The sequence below is a fragment of the Pseudoalteromonas sp. J2K-J979 genome, from assembly GCF_058169715.2.
This window is the reverse complement of sequence record NZ_CM200282.1, coordinates 398,415-415,495: the sequence shown is the minus strand read 5'-3', so window position 1 is coordinate 415,495 and position 17,081 is coordinate 398,415. Positions and strand designations below refer to the sequence as shown.

Annotated in this window: 14 protein-coding genes; 9 read left to right on the top strand and 5 right to left on the bottom strand. The window is 41.2% G+C overall.

Annotated elements, in window-relative coordinates; genetic code table 11:
* The first annotated feature begins 37 nt into the window (after positions 1-37).
* The 3 genes from AC3KVK_RS18320 to gloA2 all read left to right on the top strand — a co-directional run bounded on the left by AC3KVK_RS18320 (position 38) and on the right by gloA2 (position 3,503).
* A complete protein-coding gene (locus tag AC3KVK_RS18320; protein ID WP_490310211.1) occupies positions 38-1,141 on the top strand; it encodes a phosphoribosylaminoimidazolesuccinocarboxamide synthase in 1,104 nt (367 codons plus the stop codon).
* A gap of 216 nt (positions 1,142-1,357) precedes the next feature.
* Positions 1,358-2,902 (top strand): phospholipase D family protein, encoded by a 1,545-nt coding sequence (locus AC3KVK_RS18315; RefSeq protein WP_490310212.1) that lies wholly within the window; start codon positions 1,358-1,360, stop codon positions 2,900-2,902.
* A gap of 217 nt (positions 2,903-3,119) precedes the next feature.
* Positions 3,120-3,503, top strand: a complete 384-nt coding sequence (gloA2, locus tag AC3KVK_RS18310; protein ID WP_490310213.1) for an SMU1112c/YaeR family gloxylase I-like metalloprotein — start codon at positions 3,120-3,122, stop codon at positions 3,501-3,503.
* Positions 3,504-3,582: 79 nt separating this feature from the next.
* Here gloA2 and AC3KVK_RS18305 read toward each other — a convergent pair whose 3' ends face one another.
* Entirely contained in the window at positions 3,583-4,128 is a 546-nt protein-coding gene (locus AC3KVK_RS18305; protein ID WP_490310669.1) for a uracil-DNA glycosylase family protein, read from the bottom strand.
* A gap of 488 nt (positions 4,129-4,616) precedes the next feature.
* Here AC3KVK_RS18305 and AC3KVK_RS18300 point away from each other — a divergent pair, with 488 nt between their 5' ends.
* Positions 4,617-5,102 carry a hypothetical protein gene (locus tag AC3KVK_RS18300; RefSeq protein ID WP_490310214.1) on the top strand — a complete coding sequence of 162 codons (486 nt, stop codon included), beginning with the start codon at positions 4,617-4,619 and terminating at the stop codon, positions 5,100-5,102.
* A gap of 199 nt (positions 5,103-5,301) precedes the next feature.
* On the opposite strand, the gene AC3KVK_RS18295 is transcribed toward AC3KVK_RS18300, so the two are convergent.
* The 3 genes from AC3KVK_RS18295 to AC3KVK_RS18285 all read right to left on the bottom strand — a co-directional run bounded on the left by AC3KVK_RS18295 (position 5,302) and on the right by AC3KVK_RS18285 (position 8,094).
* The gene (locus AC3KVK_RS18295) at positions 5,302-5,697 is read right to left on the bottom strand and encodes a hypothetical protein (protein ID WP_490310215.1); all 396 of its coding nucleotides are present in this window, start codon (positions 5,695-5,697) and stop codon (positions 5,302-5,304) included.
* 286 nt (positions 5,698-5,983) lie between these two features.
* Complete coding sequence (locus tag AC3KVK_RS18290; RefSeq protein WP_490310216.1) at positions 5,984-7,087, bottom strand: GNAT family N-acetyltransferase; 1,104 nt, start codon at positions 7,085-7,087, stop codon at positions 5,984-5,986.
* Positions 7,088-7,095: 8 nt separating this feature from the next.
* The gene (locus tag AC3KVK_RS18285; protein WP_490310217.1) at positions 7,096-8,094 is read right to left on the bottom strand and encodes a polysaccharide deacetylase family protein; all 999 of its coding nucleotides are present in this window, start codon (positions 8,092-8,094) and stop codon (positions 7,096-7,098) included.
* A 414-nt stretch (positions 8,095-8,508) separates the two neighbouring features.
* On the opposite strand from AC3KVK_RS18285, the gene AC3KVK_RS18280 reads away from it, so the two are divergent.
* A complete protein-coding gene (locus tag AC3KVK_RS18280) occupies positions 8,509-9,330 on the top strand; it encodes a class I SAM-dependent methyltransferase (RefSeq protein WP_490310218.1) in 822 nt (273 codons plus the stop codon).
* A gap of 64 nt (positions 9,331-9,394) precedes the next feature.
* Here AC3KVK_RS18280 and AC3KVK_RS18275 read toward each other — a convergent pair whose 3' ends face one another.
* On the bottom strand, positions 9,395-11,089 hold the full coding sequence (locus AC3KVK_RS18275) for an alkaline phosphatase family protein (RefSeq protein WP_490310219.1): 1,695 nt from the start codon (positions 11,087-11,089) through the stop codon (positions 9,395-9,397).
* A gap of 305 nt (positions 11,090-11,394) precedes the next feature.
* Between AC3KVK_RS18275 and AC3KVK_RS18270 the strand changes: the two genes are divergently transcribed.
* The 4 genes from AC3KVK_RS18270 to AC3KVK_RS18255 all read left to right on the top strand — a co-directional run bounded on the left by AC3KVK_RS18270 (position 11,395) and on the right by AC3KVK_RS18255 (position 17,073).
* A complete protein-coding gene (locus tag AC3KVK_RS18270) occupies positions 11,395-12,900 on the top strand; it encodes an arylsulfatase (RefSeq protein WP_490310220.1) in 1,506 nt (501 codons plus the stop codon).
* 125 nt (positions 12,901-13,025) lie between these two features.
* Positions 13,026-13,829: a formylglycine-generating enzyme family protein gene (locus tag AC3KVK_RS18265; RefSeq protein WP_490310221.1), complete on the top strand. Its 804-nt coding sequence runs from the start codon at positions 13,026-13,028 to the stop codon at positions 13,827-13,829.
* Position 13,830: 1 nt separating this feature from the next.
* On the top strand, positions 13,831-16,095 hold the full coding sequence (locus AC3KVK_RS18260) for an ammonia-forming cytochrome c nitrite reductase subunit c552 (RefSeq protein WP_490310222.1): 2,265 nt from the start codon (positions 13,831-13,833) through the stop codon (positions 16,093-16,095).
* Positions 16,096-16,104: 9 nt separating this feature from the next.
* The gene (locus AC3KVK_RS18255) at positions 16,105-17,073 is read left to right on the top strand and encodes an AAA family ATPase (protein WP_490310223.1); all 969 of its coding nucleotides are present in this window, start codon (positions 16,105-16,107) and stop codon (positions 17,071-17,073) included.
* Positions 17,074-17,081: the final 8 nt, after the last annotated feature.

Here is a 17,081-nt window from a genome sequence, read left to right as displayed (position 1 = left end):
CCTTTTTTAGTATCGTTATACATCTTTTGGAGAGCCAATGAGCACCTATAAAGTATTGGAAGTCAATGATGACTTACCTATTCGCACCCAAGGTAATGTCCACAGCGGAAAAGTTCGCAGTGTTTATTGGTTAACCTCAGCCGACAGCGAACGCTTAATTGAAGAAAAAGGTTACCCCATTCCAAAAGACACGCCGCTTGCAATTATGATCATCTCAGATCGTATCTCTGCGTTTGATTGCATTTGGCAAGGTGAAAACGGTTTAAACGGTGTGCCAGGTAAAGGGATCGCACTTAACTCAGTGGCCGCACATTGGTTCAAATTATTTGATCAATCAGGTTTAGCTGGTAACCATATTGTTGATATCCCACACCCGTACATTTGGATTGTTCGCAAAGCGCAAACCGTGAAAGTAGAGGCGATTGCACGCCAATACATTACTGGGAGTATGTGGCGCGATTATGCCAAAGGCGTGCGTAATTTCTGTGGCATAGATTTACCAGAAGGCTTGCAAGCGAACCAAAAGCTAGACGACGTGCTGATCACGCCTTCAACAAAAGGCATTATCACGGATGTGCCAGAGGTTCCGCCAGTAGATGATGTTAATATTACCCGTGCTAATATCGTCAATAATTTAGCTGCTTTTAACTTTAAATCTTTGGCTGATGTTGACCAGTACGAAAAGCTTCTCACGGAAGGCTTCAAATTGATCAGTGCTCAGTTGGCTGATTTAGGTCAAATTTTTGTCGATACAAAATTTGAATTTGGTTATGTTGATGAAATAGATGGTAGCCAAACACTGATTTATATCGATGAAGTTGGCACCCCAGATTCATCGCGTATTTGGGATGAAGCGGCATATAAAGATGGAAAAATCATCGAAAACTCCAAAGAAGGCTTCCGTCAATTATTGATAAATAATGTGCCCGATAGTGATGTATTATTAAATAAAGATCGTATGCCAGAACGCGAAGCACTTGCACAAGGCTACAAATTGCCTATTGAAGTGATGATGCAAGTTTCAGATACTTATGTTGGTATTGCGAGCAAAATTATCGGTGAGCAGATCGTGATCCCACACGATCCACGTGCTGAAATCATCGAATTACTTGATAAAGAATATGGTTTGATCGAAAAATAAGCTTGTTTATTTTTCACGATATTTGAAAAAAGCTCCGAAGGGAGCTTTTTTGTTCGCAGTGGCATCCTTAGCCAGCTAAGTGTTGAGTTAGCTTAACGGTGTGGTAATCTGTTTTAAGGTGAGGATCAATAATCATAAGCGTTTCTATCTTTTGAGTGTGTAAAATAATAAGGCGCTCGTAGGCACTTTCAAACAGCGAACACATGAGTCATAAAAATGAACTTACCTAAAACTCTACAGCATGCAATTTCCTTTATTATAACAATGTATATTGTGGGGTGTGCTCAGCTTCCTTCCCGAGAGTCAATTAAGCCAAGTTATGCGATTCCCCCAGATTTACCCAGTCCACTCCGTGAGTCTTTAAAAGCCAATAAATCCAATTTGTCTGGGTTTTATCCACTTTCGAACGGGGTTGATGCATTTGCAGCAAGATTGGCCTTGATTGAGGCTGCTCAGCATTCGATTGATGTTCAGTATTATTTATATCACCGCGAGCATACGACATTTTTATTGACGGCAAAGTTACTTGCGGCTGCAGATCGTGGTGTCCGAGTTCGGCTGTTACTGGATGATCTATCCCAATCGGCCAGTAGCCGTGATCTAGCGACTCTGTCAAGCCACCCTCAAATCGAAGTGCGCTTATTTAACCCATTTGCTCATCGTCGATTTCGGGCATTAGGGTTTATTGGCAATTACAGACAACTATCGAGACGAATGCATAATAAAAGCTTTATTGTGGATAATCAGGCGTTTATAACCGGGGGGCGGAATATAGGTAATGAATATTTTTCAGTCGAGACCCATACGAATTTTGCTGATTTAGATGTACTCTGTGTTGGTAATATTGTCCCACAAGCATCAGGTGCGTTTGACTTGTATTGGAACCACCAGTTGGCATACCCAATTGAATTACTGCAAGGCTATACGCACTCAGAGCCTTTAGCAAAGATGAAACACACATTGCGCACCTACCTTGAGCAGAACTCTCAAAGCCGGTACGTTCAGCGGTTACGTGACAGTGATATCATCAAAAAAATAGAGGCTAATCAGCTTGATTTCGATTGGCAACCCTCTAGATTGTTTTATGATCATCCTGATAAGTTACTCAATCAAGTAACTGAAAAATCAGCTAATATGTCGTCGTCATTGTTTCAAAAGATGGCGCAGCCTCATAAAAAAGTGATTATTGTTTCTCCTTACTTTGTGCCCAAAGAACAAGGTGTAAAAATGCTCACCGATTGGGCCCAGCAAGATGTGGATATTACTGTGTTGACCAACTCATTAGCGGCTACAGATGTCGCGGCTGTGCATGCAGGTTATGGAAAATATCGTAAACCGCTGCTAGAAGCGGGCATTAAAATATGGGAGTTTAAACCTGACTACCAAAATGATAAAGACCGAGGGCCGGCTAAGTCACCCACAGGTTCATCACAAGCCAGCTTACATGCGAAAACACTCACGTTTGATGATCAACAGATATTTATAGGTTCGATGAATCTTGACCCGCGTTCGTTTGACTTAAATACTGAGCTAGGGGTGTTGATACAGAGTGAAAAAATGAGTCGCAGCTTAGCGACATGGGTTGAAGAAGAAATGCCTACATATGCTTGGAAAGTGGCTCTGGATAACACAAATAACAACGCACTTTACTGGCTTGATACACGTAATAATCAGCGTTTTGATGAAGAGCCACAAACAACTTATTGGCAACGATTGTTGGTATGGTGCCTCTCTATTTTACCCATTGAAGATGAATTGTAATGTGAGGGTGACGATATTTTGGTGTTACATTGCAATCAGATGGATCTGTCATGCCATTTAAAGAGAGATTAACGGGATTAACCTGGTTCACAGCTTTATTCAAAACCGCCAGCAACAGGCTATATTTGCGCTACTGCTCAAAAAAAACAGACCACCTTACTGATCAGGCTAAGAGACAACAACCCTGTGTGTTCGGCATAAATTAAGAGGGGTTGATATGTTAAGTGGGATTCATCATGTGGCGATTATTTGTTCAGATTACCCTCGGTCGAAATCGTTTTATTGTGATATTTTAGGACTCACCATTGTCAATGAACAATACCGTGCTAGTCGTGATTCATACAAATTGGACTTAGCATTGCCTGATGGCAGGCAACTTGAGCTGTTTTCATTTCCAAAGCCTCCAGCAAGACTCTCGAATCCTGAAGCACAAGGCCTACGACATCTCGCCTTTGTGGTTGAATCTATTACAGCAGCGGTGGAAACATTATGCGCTAAAGGGGTTGAGGTTGAAGCGATCCGCGTCGATGAATTGACCGGAAAACGATTTACATTTTTTAGGGATCCCGATAATTTACCTCTTGAACTTTATGAAAAATAACTCATGTGAAAATATTCGCCTTTCTACTGGGGCTACAAATGTCGGCTGAGAGCAAGCTGCGCAGCTAACTGATGAAATCTTAATCCGCCAGTACACGCTGAATTTTTTGTTTTAGAGCCGGTAAAATATCCTGTTCAAACCATGGGTTGTTTTTTAACCAGATGTTATTTCTCGGGCTAGGGTGGGGTAATATTAGCGTTGTATTATCGAGAGTTTGTTGGCGCACTCGCTCGGTAAGCGTGCCTTTATACGTGCCAGAATGATAGGCTAACGCGTATTGGCCTATCAAGAGCGTTAACGAAAGAGCGGGTAATCGCTCAAGGAGGTATGCGCGCCATGCAGGAGCACATTCTTTGCGTGGTGGATTATCTCCGGATGCTCCTTTACCGGGATAGCAAAAAGCCATCGGCAAAATGGCTAACAGCTGAGGATCATAAAATTGTGCGCTGTTTAAGCCTAACCACTGTCTAAGTCTATCACCACTGGCATCATCAAAAGGCAGCCCTGATTGATGAGCCCGAAGGCCTGGCGCTTGACCGGCAATTAAAATTTTTGCTGCAGGTGAAAATTGAAAGATTGGCTTGGGCGGCAATGGCAATTGCGACGCGCAAATTTGGCAAGCCATGATTTGTTTGGACAGCTCACCTGATGATAGTGTCGGCAAAATGACTGGACTCGCTTGCCTTGTTTGGCTCTCACTGAGGTTGTGCACTGTGAGCGTCTCATCAAAATTAGTGTGCTGCATACATACCTGTTCAGTCTCATTTAAACATCGATTGGCCGACAATTATTATACATAAATTGAGTGAAGAGGTAGACGGAGTCAATATCCACTTGCTTTTGTTCAATACGCCTTTGCCATATCAATTGACCACCGCAGAATAATTTAGATCAACGATGCTGTTAAATATAATAAAACTTCACTGATAAGCATAAAAGCGTGGCATTGTTTGCTGATGAGCTGTGGTAATCTTACTCACTGCCTAGCCACAGAACCAACACTATTTGGTGATGACGTGGCGCTCTTTATTGGGTTATTGATCTCAGAGTTGTGAGTATAACAAACGTGACTTGAAACGATCATTAACAAGCTATTACAGTCAGAGTAAATACATGTTAAATAAACACTGCATAGTAACACAAATTCTCACCTCGTTAACCGAGTTACTCGCCATTGCCAAAGAAGGGGCTGATAATGCTCATGCCGGGGCAATAGATGAGCAAAGTGTTGCCGAAACCCAATACGATACTTTGGGACTTGAGTCGGCATATTTAGCCGAGGGACTGGGTCGTCGTGTTGTCATGTATCAGCAAGAAATAAGCGCCTATCAACAGTTACGAGTGCGAACGTTTAGCGCCGATGAGCCGATTAAACTTGGAGCTTATATTGTGATTCGCAATGAAGAAGGAGCTGAACGCCAGTTATTTTTTGGCCCATGCAGTGGGGGTTTACAGGTTAAAATTAATAATCAGCAATTGAGTGTGATAACTCGCGAATCGCCTTTAGGTAATGCATTATTAGACAAATACCTCGATGATGAAGTGACGCTGATCTTGAATGGGCAATGCCAAGTGTGGACTATAGATGCGCTAAGCTAGTTCGGCTCAATATTGGTTAATAAAGCACGCTCATGCTGTTATTTTTTAACGCTCTAAGCGGTGGGTTAACCGGAATAAGCCAGTTGTTGATGTATTAATCCGCTTTGTTAGCTTGCAAAACCTAGGTTAAAGAAACGGCTATTTACGAACCAATTTTATTCAACTTGTGATGCAATCGCTTATCCTGCATTCAGGCTAGTTAAAAAAATTGGCGCAATGCATCTATAAAGCTTAATTTGATAGGTTGTGCTGTAATTTTGTCAATCAGATAATGTTGATCAGATAGACTCATATAAACAAGCACCTGATGTGGCTCATTACGTAAAAAAGCTTCAAATTCAACAATGCATTCTTGTCCATCACAATGGCTTTGCATTTGGTCAAATGTCGGCGTTAAATCCTGATAAAAAGCGCAGATAAATGCCATCATCACTTGCCAAGGTTGCTCATTGGGGTTGCGCCATAACTTATGTGCTGCTTCTAGCTCATTGGCTTGCAAGAGTGCTTGATGATCAAGGAAAGTTTGTTCTGGATCCGCAGCCACGCTATAAAGTGGCATCAAAATCAACACAATGCTTAAGAGCCAACGAGCCATACAAAGATCCCTTGTTATTATTTGTTCCTTTTTACCATGAATCCGCTTGGAACTCGCCAGCCAATTTTCTATTAGATAGTTAATTTATGTCTAACGACAGCTAAAAGGTGTAAACGAGGAATCGCCCTCAAACATCGTACTCACAAAAAATACTAAACGGCGTGTAGTATTTTTAAACGTGCATGCGTTAAAGTTCGGTTTAACTGCTAATAATCAAATAAAACAGGCACAGCTCAACAGTTGAACATTAACAAATTTAAGTTAAATTACACCTTCCTATGCAATCCTAAACAGAGCGTTTGAAATGTTTAATGCGTTTAAGTGTCGCCAGCACTCTGCTTTCTAATGTTAAAAACCAGCTGTTCCTTTGTAGCAATAGTGTCGGCATCGCTATTTTTTTAGTCGCTAAGCTTTGTTTATAACGGTTGTCGCCAGCCAAAAAGTCATAAGTAGTAACGTCTTTATCTGCATTAAACTTCATCGATAGATAATGGCAAACTAATCCAGGTCTAAATTTGTTTTGCGCCTGATATACAAAACCGCATTGATAAAAATGCACGGTGCTTTGATAGACAAAATTATATAAATAACCAATAACGTGATCGCCGGCCGTTATTTTTAGCAATTGTATTTGGCCATTATCAAATGATCCCCTGATGAGATCTTGGTGAAAGTCGACAAATTGTTGTTGGTCAAACGCGCCTGTTTTATTGGTTGTTGCCCATTTTAAAGAGCTTAACTTGCCAAGTTCTTGCAAAAATGCGAGTGCTTGCCTTTTATCAACTGCAGCGGTTACTTGTAAAGTGCCTATTTTTTCGTAGGCATTCAGTGAGGTTTTTAATTGTTTCTTGGTGTTTTTACTAATCGACTGCCAAAAAGCAGATTCTCCATCTTTGAAGCCCGTTAAATCAGCAAAATAGGTTGCTTCATCGTATAAGCGCGATCCGCCTTTTTGTTTTAACCACAGTAAAGCTTGCTCGGGTGCAACGTAAGGAATAACGACTTCGTGATAAGTATTGAGCAGGGTACTTGACCATAACTCAACATCAATCTGACTTAAATTTGGGCAAACAAAACCGGTATATTCTGGAGTAATTAAATCGAATTTTTCAATTCCTATACCTTGAACTATCCCTCTGTTTAACGATTTTATACCCATAAACTGTCTTGTGCATCGACCAATAAACAATGCGGCAATTGGCTCATTTTTATTGCTCATCAGCCAAAAGTCGATATCTTGGTGATCTGGTAAGTGTTTAAACCAAGTGTTAATCCACTCAACAGACTGAAAATAGCTATGTTCGCTTGTGGCTAATAACGCTTGCCAAGATGCAATGATGAATACTCGGTTTTCTTTTAATGAGTATTTATTTAATACAATATTAGTCATTTTTATGTTTAATACGTATGTTGAGGATAGGATAATGCGTACTTTAAACGAGTGATACTTTTATTATTCTCGATTGGAAAGCGTAACAATTCGAACCGGTGATTAGCTGGAGCTAAATTAATGCCTTCTTCATAAGTAAAAGCAAGTTTATACCCTAAGGTTTGTGCCAAATTGATTGTCTCTTCATTATAACAATTAAACGCACCAACAGGGTAAGCAAGCGAAGTAACCGGTATGTTTAAAAGCGTTTCTAATTCTTCTTTTGATTGGGCAAGCTCAATCTGCTGCGTTTCATTGCTTTCGTGAGATAAGATACAGTGATTGATTGTGTGAGCGCCAATGTCCATTCCAGCTAGGTGCATTTCTCGAACTTGTTCAAAATTCATAAACAATTGATTCTCTGATAACGATTCTGAGTACTGTGTTCCAAGCAGCTCACTTAATAAGGATATTTTGTCATCCATTGATGTGTGGTTATCAGCTTTTACACGCTTTAAAACTTCATTAATCACCGCATTTTTATTTTTGCGTGTTAATCGTATCGGTTTTGCATTACTCGGATAACAGAGCTTTTTATTATCAGATTTTTTTACTAACCATGCGATTTTATCCCACCAAGGTAAACTGCGTTGCCCAACATATCCGGTGGTGATAAAAAACGATGCAGTTAAACCATGTTTTAATAATATCGGAAAAGCCAGTTTATAATTGTCAATATACCCATCATCAAAACTAATTAACGCATAGTGCTTATCTAAAGGCTGGTCATTTTCGAGTAATTGTTGCAACTTTTGTTGGTTAATTACCTCAAAATGCTTTTTATAAAAGATTAAGTGTTGCTCAAAACGGTGCTCGGTACATGAAAATACATTGGCATCGTAACTACATTGATGATGATCGCCAACGCGATGATACGTGAAACAATAAATACCAAAAGGTAAGTTAGACCATTGCTTTTTTGCTTGCCCCAACAGCGTGCGGGTGGCAAATTTTATTTTATTTTTCATTATTATTAGCTTGTATAAAGAGAACTATTTTAAATTAGAGCGCTATTAGAGAGGGCTTTGGTAAGCGGGAGAATACACAAAATTCCTTTTTAACATTTAACTTTAAAATGACTTCGCGACGACTGAAGGCACGCACTTTATAGTATAAAAAACTAATTGTAAAATAACTGTTAAACAATGAGTGTTAGCAGCGTTTAAATATCGAGCAATCAGTACCTAAAAGAATGCTGGTGTTATTGAAATACCATTTAGTTAACTTCAGTTTTAGCTAACAGAGTGGTCAACATTTTCGAACAAAAGTGACCGATTGAGACATTCTTTTACATAAAATTTCTTACCAATTGCAAACCGGTGTGGTTTGATAGGACTTGGTTTGAGAAAACAGTGATTAAATAACATCAACAAGGAATAAACATGAACAAACTCTCCACTTTTGCATTGTGTGGCGCGCTTGCAGGTATTTCATATATGTCTGCGTCAGCCTATGCCGCACCTGTAAATGAAGTCGTGAAAAGTGACATTCGTAGCGCTGAAAATAAAGCGCGCGATGAATTTCGTAACCCACAGCAGACGTTGAATTTTTTTGGCATCAATGAAGAAATGACCGTGGTGGAGATTTGGCCTGGTGGCGGCTGGTACAGTGAAATATTGGCACCTATGCTCGCCGATAAAGGTACTTTTTATGCTGCGCACTTTCCATCAGGTACGGATGTTGACTACTTCAATAAACATTTACCTAAGTATCAAGCAAAAATTGCGAATACAAAAGGCATGGAAAAAACCAAATTGACAGGATTTCATCCAAAACATGCTATTGAAATGGCACCCAAAGGCAGTGTGGATGCGGTGCTAACGTTTAGAAATTTGCATAATTTTTACATGAATGGTGATGAAGCGTTGAAAATGACCTTAGCAGCCTCGTTTAACGCACTTAAACCGGGTGGTGTATTTGGTGTGGTTGATCATCGCTTGCCTGAAAATCTCGATGCAGAAGCAAATCGTAACTCAGGCTATATCAAACAAAGCGTGGTGATTAAAATGGCAGAAGAAGCGGGATTTAAGCTAGTGGCACAATCAAGCATTAATGCAAATTCACTCGATACAGCGCAGCATGAAAAAGGGGTTTGGACCTTAGCGCCCACCTTCGCTTTAGGAGATAAAGATCGTGCTAAATACCAGATAATGGGAGAGTCCGACCGTATGACACTTAAATTTGTGAAACCTGCCACTTTGTAGTTCTTTTAGGACATTAAAAAAGGGAAATCAATTGATTTCCCTTTTTTAATGCCTGTATGTCGGTTTAATTTATCTGTAACGAGTGGGCAGTGCCTGTGGCACCAGAGGGAGGAGTCACCCCTAAGTAATGGCTGACCGTAGGCGCAATATCTATCGTTAAAACAGGCTTGGTTTTTTGTGCGGCCTTCACTTTGTGACCTGCGAATATCATAGGCACACTTTGATCATAACGCCACGGTGAACCATGCGTGGTGGCCACTTCAAGTCCGTCAAAGTCATTAATAAACCAATGCGGTTTGAAAATAACAAACAGGTCACCTGAACGACCATAATGACTATTATATAAAACACTTTGGTTGAGGTGTGTTGCTGGCAACTGATTTGCAAGTGCTTGGGCTGTGCTGACTAAACTATGAACCCCTTCTTGTTGACTTAATACTGCGGTGACTGCCTGCTCAACCTGACTTTGACTGAGCTTATTTGCAGCGATTAATTCATGATTTAAATAAATATAAGGGTGGGTATATTGGCTGATAATTTCACTGCCCACACCCAATTTCGCCCTTAATGCATCAGCGACGGTGTTAGTTTTATAAAAATCTGCATTAATGTAACCGCTCGGTATGTGTTGCTCTGTTAGATACTCAGGCGCTTCAGCCGCCCCATGATCCGCACTGAACACAATTAAAGTGTTAGTTAAACCGATATGTGTATCAATACTCGCTAACAGTGCTGCGAGCGTGCGGTCAAGCCGATAAAGATTATCTTCGCTTTCTAAACTCGCAGGTCCAAATAAATGACCCACATAATCTGTAGATGAAAAGCTGACAGCTAAATAGTCAGTCACTTGATCTTGACCGATTGATTCGGCGGCCAATAACGTTGTGGCAAAATCGAGTGTGAGTTCATCACCAATCGGGCTGGTAGTTAACAAAGTAGTGAAATATTTATTATCCTGTTTTGGGTATTGATGTGGGAACGTGCGGCCAAACCCTGCTAAATCAGTTTCAAAAGCACGATCATCGTGTGCCGCGAGCCTATATTGTTTTATAGGTTGGCTTAACTGCCAGCTTGACTGGCTGTATTGAGCCAATTTGTTACTCTTATTCCATCTTGACACCCACTCAGGATACTGTTGGTAATAATAATTGCTGGTAATAAATTGCCCAGCAGATTTTGAAAACCAAAATGCTTTGCCACTGTGTCCGGCCATTGAAACGGCACCGCGGTCTTTAATTGAGACAGAAAACACTTTACTTTTTCCTGCCCCAGCAAGGGAAATCTCATCTGCTAACGTTGTGCCAATGATTGCAGCAGGCGAGCGGCCATCGCTTTTCGCTGCTTTTTGGGTGCTATCTATTTCATTTTTCTGATCGACTCCAGCATTAGCACCAAGCAAATGATAGGCCGGATCTTCAATGTTGTAGACATTGCGCTTTAAGTGTTTGTCAAACCAAACATTACCAATCATGCCATGTACAGATGGATCGCTACCGGTTGCAAGGGTGGCATGTCCGACAATGGTTTCGGTATTACCATGACGATGGCGGGCATTGGTAAATACCTGTCCCTGCTCATATAAATAACGCAGTCCTCCCGGAGGTAATTTCTCCAGTACCGTGTAGGGAAGATCACTGCGTAACTGATCGACGGTAATTTGTAATACTAGCTTTGGCTTTGCTGGTAGTTCATTTGTGGCAAACATGGGGTGGCTGGTGAATAACAACAACGCGTAACATATAGAATGAGAAAGCTTCATCTTGGCATCCATTTTTGATTCATTAAAATTGAAAAAATACAAATCATTTTGATAGCAATTTTTTAATTTGAGGTTACATTTGTTTCTTTATTGGGGGTGCAAATAGACTTCAGTAACCCTAAGTTTACAATGGTAATCATGTCATAAAATATTATTAAAAACAGCGTAATATTATCTACCTCAATCAATTGATTACGCTGTCATAATTATGCTAATTTCAATTGGGGCTAAAAAGTGATCGTTCTAGTGTTTATACTAGTAATGTTATAGAAATGTAACGGTCGTTCAACCATTAAGGAGATCATATGATCAAAGGTAAACTTGGATTGTCTGTGTTAGGAGCCAGTATTTTGGCTATGTCTAGCACAGCCTTTGCCACCACAGATAAATCAAAGCCTAATATTCTCGCCATTTGGGGCGATGATATTGGGACATATAATATTAGTGCCTATAACCGAGGCGTGATGGGTTATAAAACACCCAATATCGACCGGATTGCAAACGGAGGGATCTTATTTACCGATTCCTACGGCGATCAAAGTTGTACCGCTGGGCGAGCAGGTTTTATAACTGGTCAGCACCCTATGCGAACAGGTCTGACTAAAGTGGGTTTACCAGGCGCTAAAGAAGGGGTGAGTGTTGAAGATCCTTCAATAGCAACCTTGTTGAAGCCTTATGGCTACATGAGTGGTCAGTTTGGTAAAAATCACTTAGGTGACCAAGATGAGCATCTACCAACCAATCACGGTTTTGATGAATTCTTTGGTAATTTGTATCACCTCAATGCCGAAGATGAGCCTGAGCATCCTGATTATCCTAAAGATCCTGAGTTTAAAAAGAAATTTGGCCCTCGTGGTGCGATCCATTCGTTTGCTGATGGTAAAGTGACTGACACTGGGCCAGTTACAAAAAAACGTATGGAAACCATCGATGAGGAATTTTTAGGCGCTGCCCTCAAATTTATCGATAAAGCTCACGCCCAAAAGAAACCATTCTTTGTTTGGTATAACACAACACGTATGCATATTTGGACTCGTCTTAAACCAGAATCACAAGGTGTAACGGGTCAAGGTTTATACGCTGATGGTATGACTGAGCATGATGGTCACGTAGGTCAATTGTTAGATAAAATTGAAGACTTAGGCATAGCGGATAATACGATTGTAATGTACACCACTGATAACGGTGCAGAATTAATGCTGTGGCCTGACGGTGGTTATACGCAATTCCGTGGTGAGAAAAACACGAACTGGGAAGGGGGTTACCGTGTGCCGATGATGGTTAAGTGGCCGGGTAAAATTAAACCAAACCAAGTGTCGAATGAAATTATCAGCACACAAGATTGGTTACCGACTATTTTAGCAGCGGTGGGTGATACTAAGGTTAAACAAGATCTTAAAAAAGGTAAAACGGTTGCTGGTAAAAAATACAAAGTTCACCTAGATGGATATAATTTCTTACCTCATTTCTTAGATACTTCGAAAGAGGGGCCACGTAAAGAGTTTATTTATAGCTCTGATACCGGTGAAATTGTCGGTTTACGCTACGAAGATTACAAATTTGTCTTTCGTGAGCAGCGCGCACATGGCTTAGAAGTGTGGCAAGATCCTTGGGTTGTATTACGTGCACCTAAAATCTTTAACTTACGTATGGACCCATTTGAACGTATGGATCATGAAGGGGCGGGTTATTCACAGTGGTTTGCTGAGCATATGTTCTTAATTGCACCAGCAATGACTGAGGTCGCTAAATTTAAAGCCACCTTTAAAGAGTTTCCGCAGCGTCAAGAACCCGGTAGTTTTGTACCTTAGTTAAATAAAGTGATCATCGTGCCAAAGTACGGTGATCACTCACTCTGATTTTATTATTTACAATGGCCGTTTTTCAGGTCATTGTTTTTTCGTATTTTATTTAGTAACGTTTTATTTTGGTAGCCATGATAATTGCAAAGCGCCCCGTTTTTATTTTATTTGTATTGTGTAGTTTTATTTTTTCTACTTCGGCGCACAGTGAGCCCTCCGACGATTCTGCGTCACTTTCTGAGTTATTTCTGTCGCAAATGATCTGGGTTGAAGGCGGAGAATTTTCCATGGGTAGTAATGATCACGACGCCAATGACCACGAAAAGCCCGCGCATCTTATTTCTCTTGATGGCTTCTACATCGCTAAAACGGAGTTGACGCAAGGGATGTTTGTAAAAGTGATGGGTTGGAATAATAGTTATTTCCAATGCGAAACTTGCCCAATGAATAATTTAAGTTGGTCTAATATTCAAACTTTTATTGGTAGACTTAATCAGTTAACCGGCCAATCTTTTCGGTTGCCGAGTGAAGCTGAGTGGGAATTTGCTGCGCGTGGCGGGGTCCACTCAAAAGGCTATCGTTTTAGCGGCAGTAACGATATTAACGCTGTCGCTTGGTATGCTGCCAATAGTGAACGTAAGAGCCATCCAGTGGCGCAAAAACAAGCCAATGAATTAGGCCTGTTTGATATGACGGGGAATCTATGGGAGTTTTGCCAAGACGATCTGAGTCAAAAAGTCTATCAACTGCGTCAAGGTAAAACCCATAATCCAATTATAATTACCACTGAAAATGATCGACAAAAATCAATGAAAATTCAGCGTGGCGGCGGATACGAATTTAGCCCGTCAGAGTCCTATATTTATCGTCGTGATGGTGCCACAAATAATGTGCGCATGCCTGATATCGGCTTCCGATTGGCGATGAGTAAGGAATAACATGCAGTGTGTTCGTGATGCCGTTTTGGCTTTTTTATTGGTCGCGATGTGTTTATTCAGTGCTTATGCCTTGGCCAAACCAGAGTTTGTTGGTACACAACAATGTGTAGACTGTCATCAAAGTCAGCATCAAGCATGGCAGGGCTCTCACCATGATATGGCGATGAAACATGCCAACGAGCAGTCTGTGCTAGGTGATTTTAATGATGTGAACTTCATTTCAAATGGCATCACCAATCGTTTTTACACAAAAAATAAAGAATATTGGGTCAAGATCACAGGGCCAGATAGAAAATTAACCGACTATAAAATTAGTTACACGTTTGGTTACGAGCCCTTGCAGCAATATATGGTTGAATTCGAGGATGGCCGAGTGCAGTTAATTCCTTTTTCTTGGGATAGTCGCCCGAAACAAGAGGGGGGGCAGCGCTGGTTCAATTTGTATCCCGATCAGACTGAAACTCATCAGACATTTTTTTGGACCAATACAGGGCAAAATTGGAACTATATGTGTGCCGATTGCCATTCAACGAATGTCGAAAAAAATTATGATGTTAACACCAATACCTACAAGACCACGTTCAGCGAAATTAATGTTGGCTGTGAAGCTTGTCATGGGGCAGCGAGTGAACATTTAGCATGGAGTAAACAACCTTCAGAGCATCTTAATCTTGGTTTTGATCGTGATTTGTCGCAAGCCGTGATGCAATGGATTAAAGCGCCTAACAAACAGACCTTGCAGCCAGCTGAAATCAATCCAACTCAGCAAACATTAGTATGTGCCCAGTGCCACAGTCGACATGTTCAATTAGGTACAGATAAAAACTATATTAAGAACAATGCGTTTGGCGATCGCTATTTACTCAGCTTTATTGATTCTCAACTTTATTACCCTGATGGCCAAGTCTATGACGAAAATTATGTCTACGGTTCATTTTTACAAAGCAAAATGAGTCAACAAGGTGTGACGTGTACAAATTGCCATGATCCACATTCGGCAAAATTAAAAATCGAACCTGAAAAAGTGTGCTTGCAGTGCCATCAAAGCGACGCCTATAACACTCCTGATCATCATAAACACCCGATAAACAGCACGGGTGCACAGTGTGTTAACTGCCATATGCCCGAAACCACTTACATGCAAATAGATAAACGGCGTGATCACGGCTGGCATAGCCCTCGACCAGACTTTGCATTACAACTAGGCACCCCAGATACCTGTTTAAGTTGCCATCAAGATAAAGACAGTCAGTGGAGCCTGAGTTTTGTGAACCTATGGTATCCGCAAAAAGACCTGAATGAAGAGCGACCGTTTGCGCCGGTGTTTGCTGCAATAGATCAAGGCTATCAACAAGCTAGCTCCGCGCTTTCTCATATTGCTCAAAATAATCAGCAGCCTGGCATCATTCGCGCATCGGCGCTTGAGCGGATGACCCCATTGAATGATCCAAATACGTTAATAGCCTTAGCACGAGCAGTTAAACATGCCGATGAACATATTCGAGTCGGGGCCGTTCGAGGTTCAGAGTCACTGCCCCCAACCGAGCGCTGGCAATTACTGCAGGTTTTATTATCGGATAAGGTGTTATCAGTGCGCACAGAAGCGGCGCAGGCATTAGCGCGAGATTGGCAAATTTTGACGGCAGCGCAGCAACATGCGCTCAAAGGGCCCTTAGCTGAATATCGTCAGATCCAAGCATTCAACAGTGATCGAGGCTTCGCTCATACCAATATTGGCACGTTAAATGTGTATCAAGGGCGTTATGCCGAAGCTGAGCAAGCCTATTTGATGAGTATTAAAATAGAACCTTATTTTGCCGAAGCCTACATCCAGTTAGCCGAATTACATCGTCGACAAAATAATGAAGTGAAGGTCATCGCGACGTTAAAACAAGGTCAACAAGCGAATCCCGATGCAGATGCCGTATCTTATCAGTTGGCGTTAGCTTATGTAAGAAGCAAACAAACAGAACAAGCGATTGTTGCGCTTAATCAAGCGATTAAGGCGCAATCAGGCAATCCGCAATACCATTTTGTGCTTGGACTTATCACAGAAGCGAACAATCCCATGAACGCACAAATGTCGTTAGCCAAAGCATATCAGTTAAGTGGTAACCCAGAACATCTATTTAGTTTGTGTGAAATGCAAATTCGTCATCAAAACCCCAGTATGGGCAATTGTGTTAAAGAGCTTAAAAACTACGCGCCAGCGGCGGTTATTTTGCAACTTGAGCAACAAATCAATGCGATAAAACAGTCAAATTAAGGACAAATTATGAGTGACAGTTTTCAACAAATTCAGCTTTTAAAACAGCAAATAGCGCAATCAGTGATTGGTCAATCGCATGTGGTTGATTCCCTTTTGTTAGCTTTGTTAACCAATGGAAACGTGTTACTTGAAGGTTTACCGGGTACCGCCAAAACGCGCTCGATTAAAACCTTGGCTAAGTCGTTGTCAGTGTCATTAGGGCGAGTTCAATTTACGCCAGATTTATTACCTTCAGATGTGACTGGTACAGAAGTGTATCAAGAAGTCGACGGAAAGCCGTTATTGACCTTTCAGCCAGGCCCTGTTTTTAATAATTTGTTATTGGCTGATGAGATCAATCGTTCTCCCGCCAAAGTGCAAGCCGCTTTGTTAGAAGCGATGGAAGAGCGCCAAATTACCGTGGCCGGAAAAACCCATCGTCTTCCTGATTTATTTATGGTGCTTGCAACACAAAACCCGATAGAACAAGAAGGAACTTATCCGCTTCCTGAAGCACAAATGGACCGATTTTTACTGAAAATTATTCTTGATTACCCGAATGATGACGCCGAAGCGCAGATTATTAAGTTAGTGCGCAGCGAAGAAAAATCGGTCGCGCAAACCCCTGTCACGATTGATCCAGAGCATATTTTTAAGGCGCGTGAACAAGTGCATCAAATCCATGTTAGTGATGCAATGGTCGATTATATTGTTGCTATTGTCATGGCGACACGTCAGCCAGAACGTTACCCCGATTCACCTTTATCGAATTGGTTAAGCGTCGGATCAAGCCCACGGGCCAGCATTGCTTTAGATAAATGTGCGCGAGCGTATGCTTGGTTACAGCAAAAAGACTTTATCGACCCAGATGATGTTCGAAGCATTGCACATGGTGTACTGCGTCATCGATTAGTTTTAAGTTACGATGCCATTGCTGATGGCATTACTGCTGATCAAGTCATCGATGAAATTTTACAGTTGGTGGCAGTGGCATAAGGAATGAG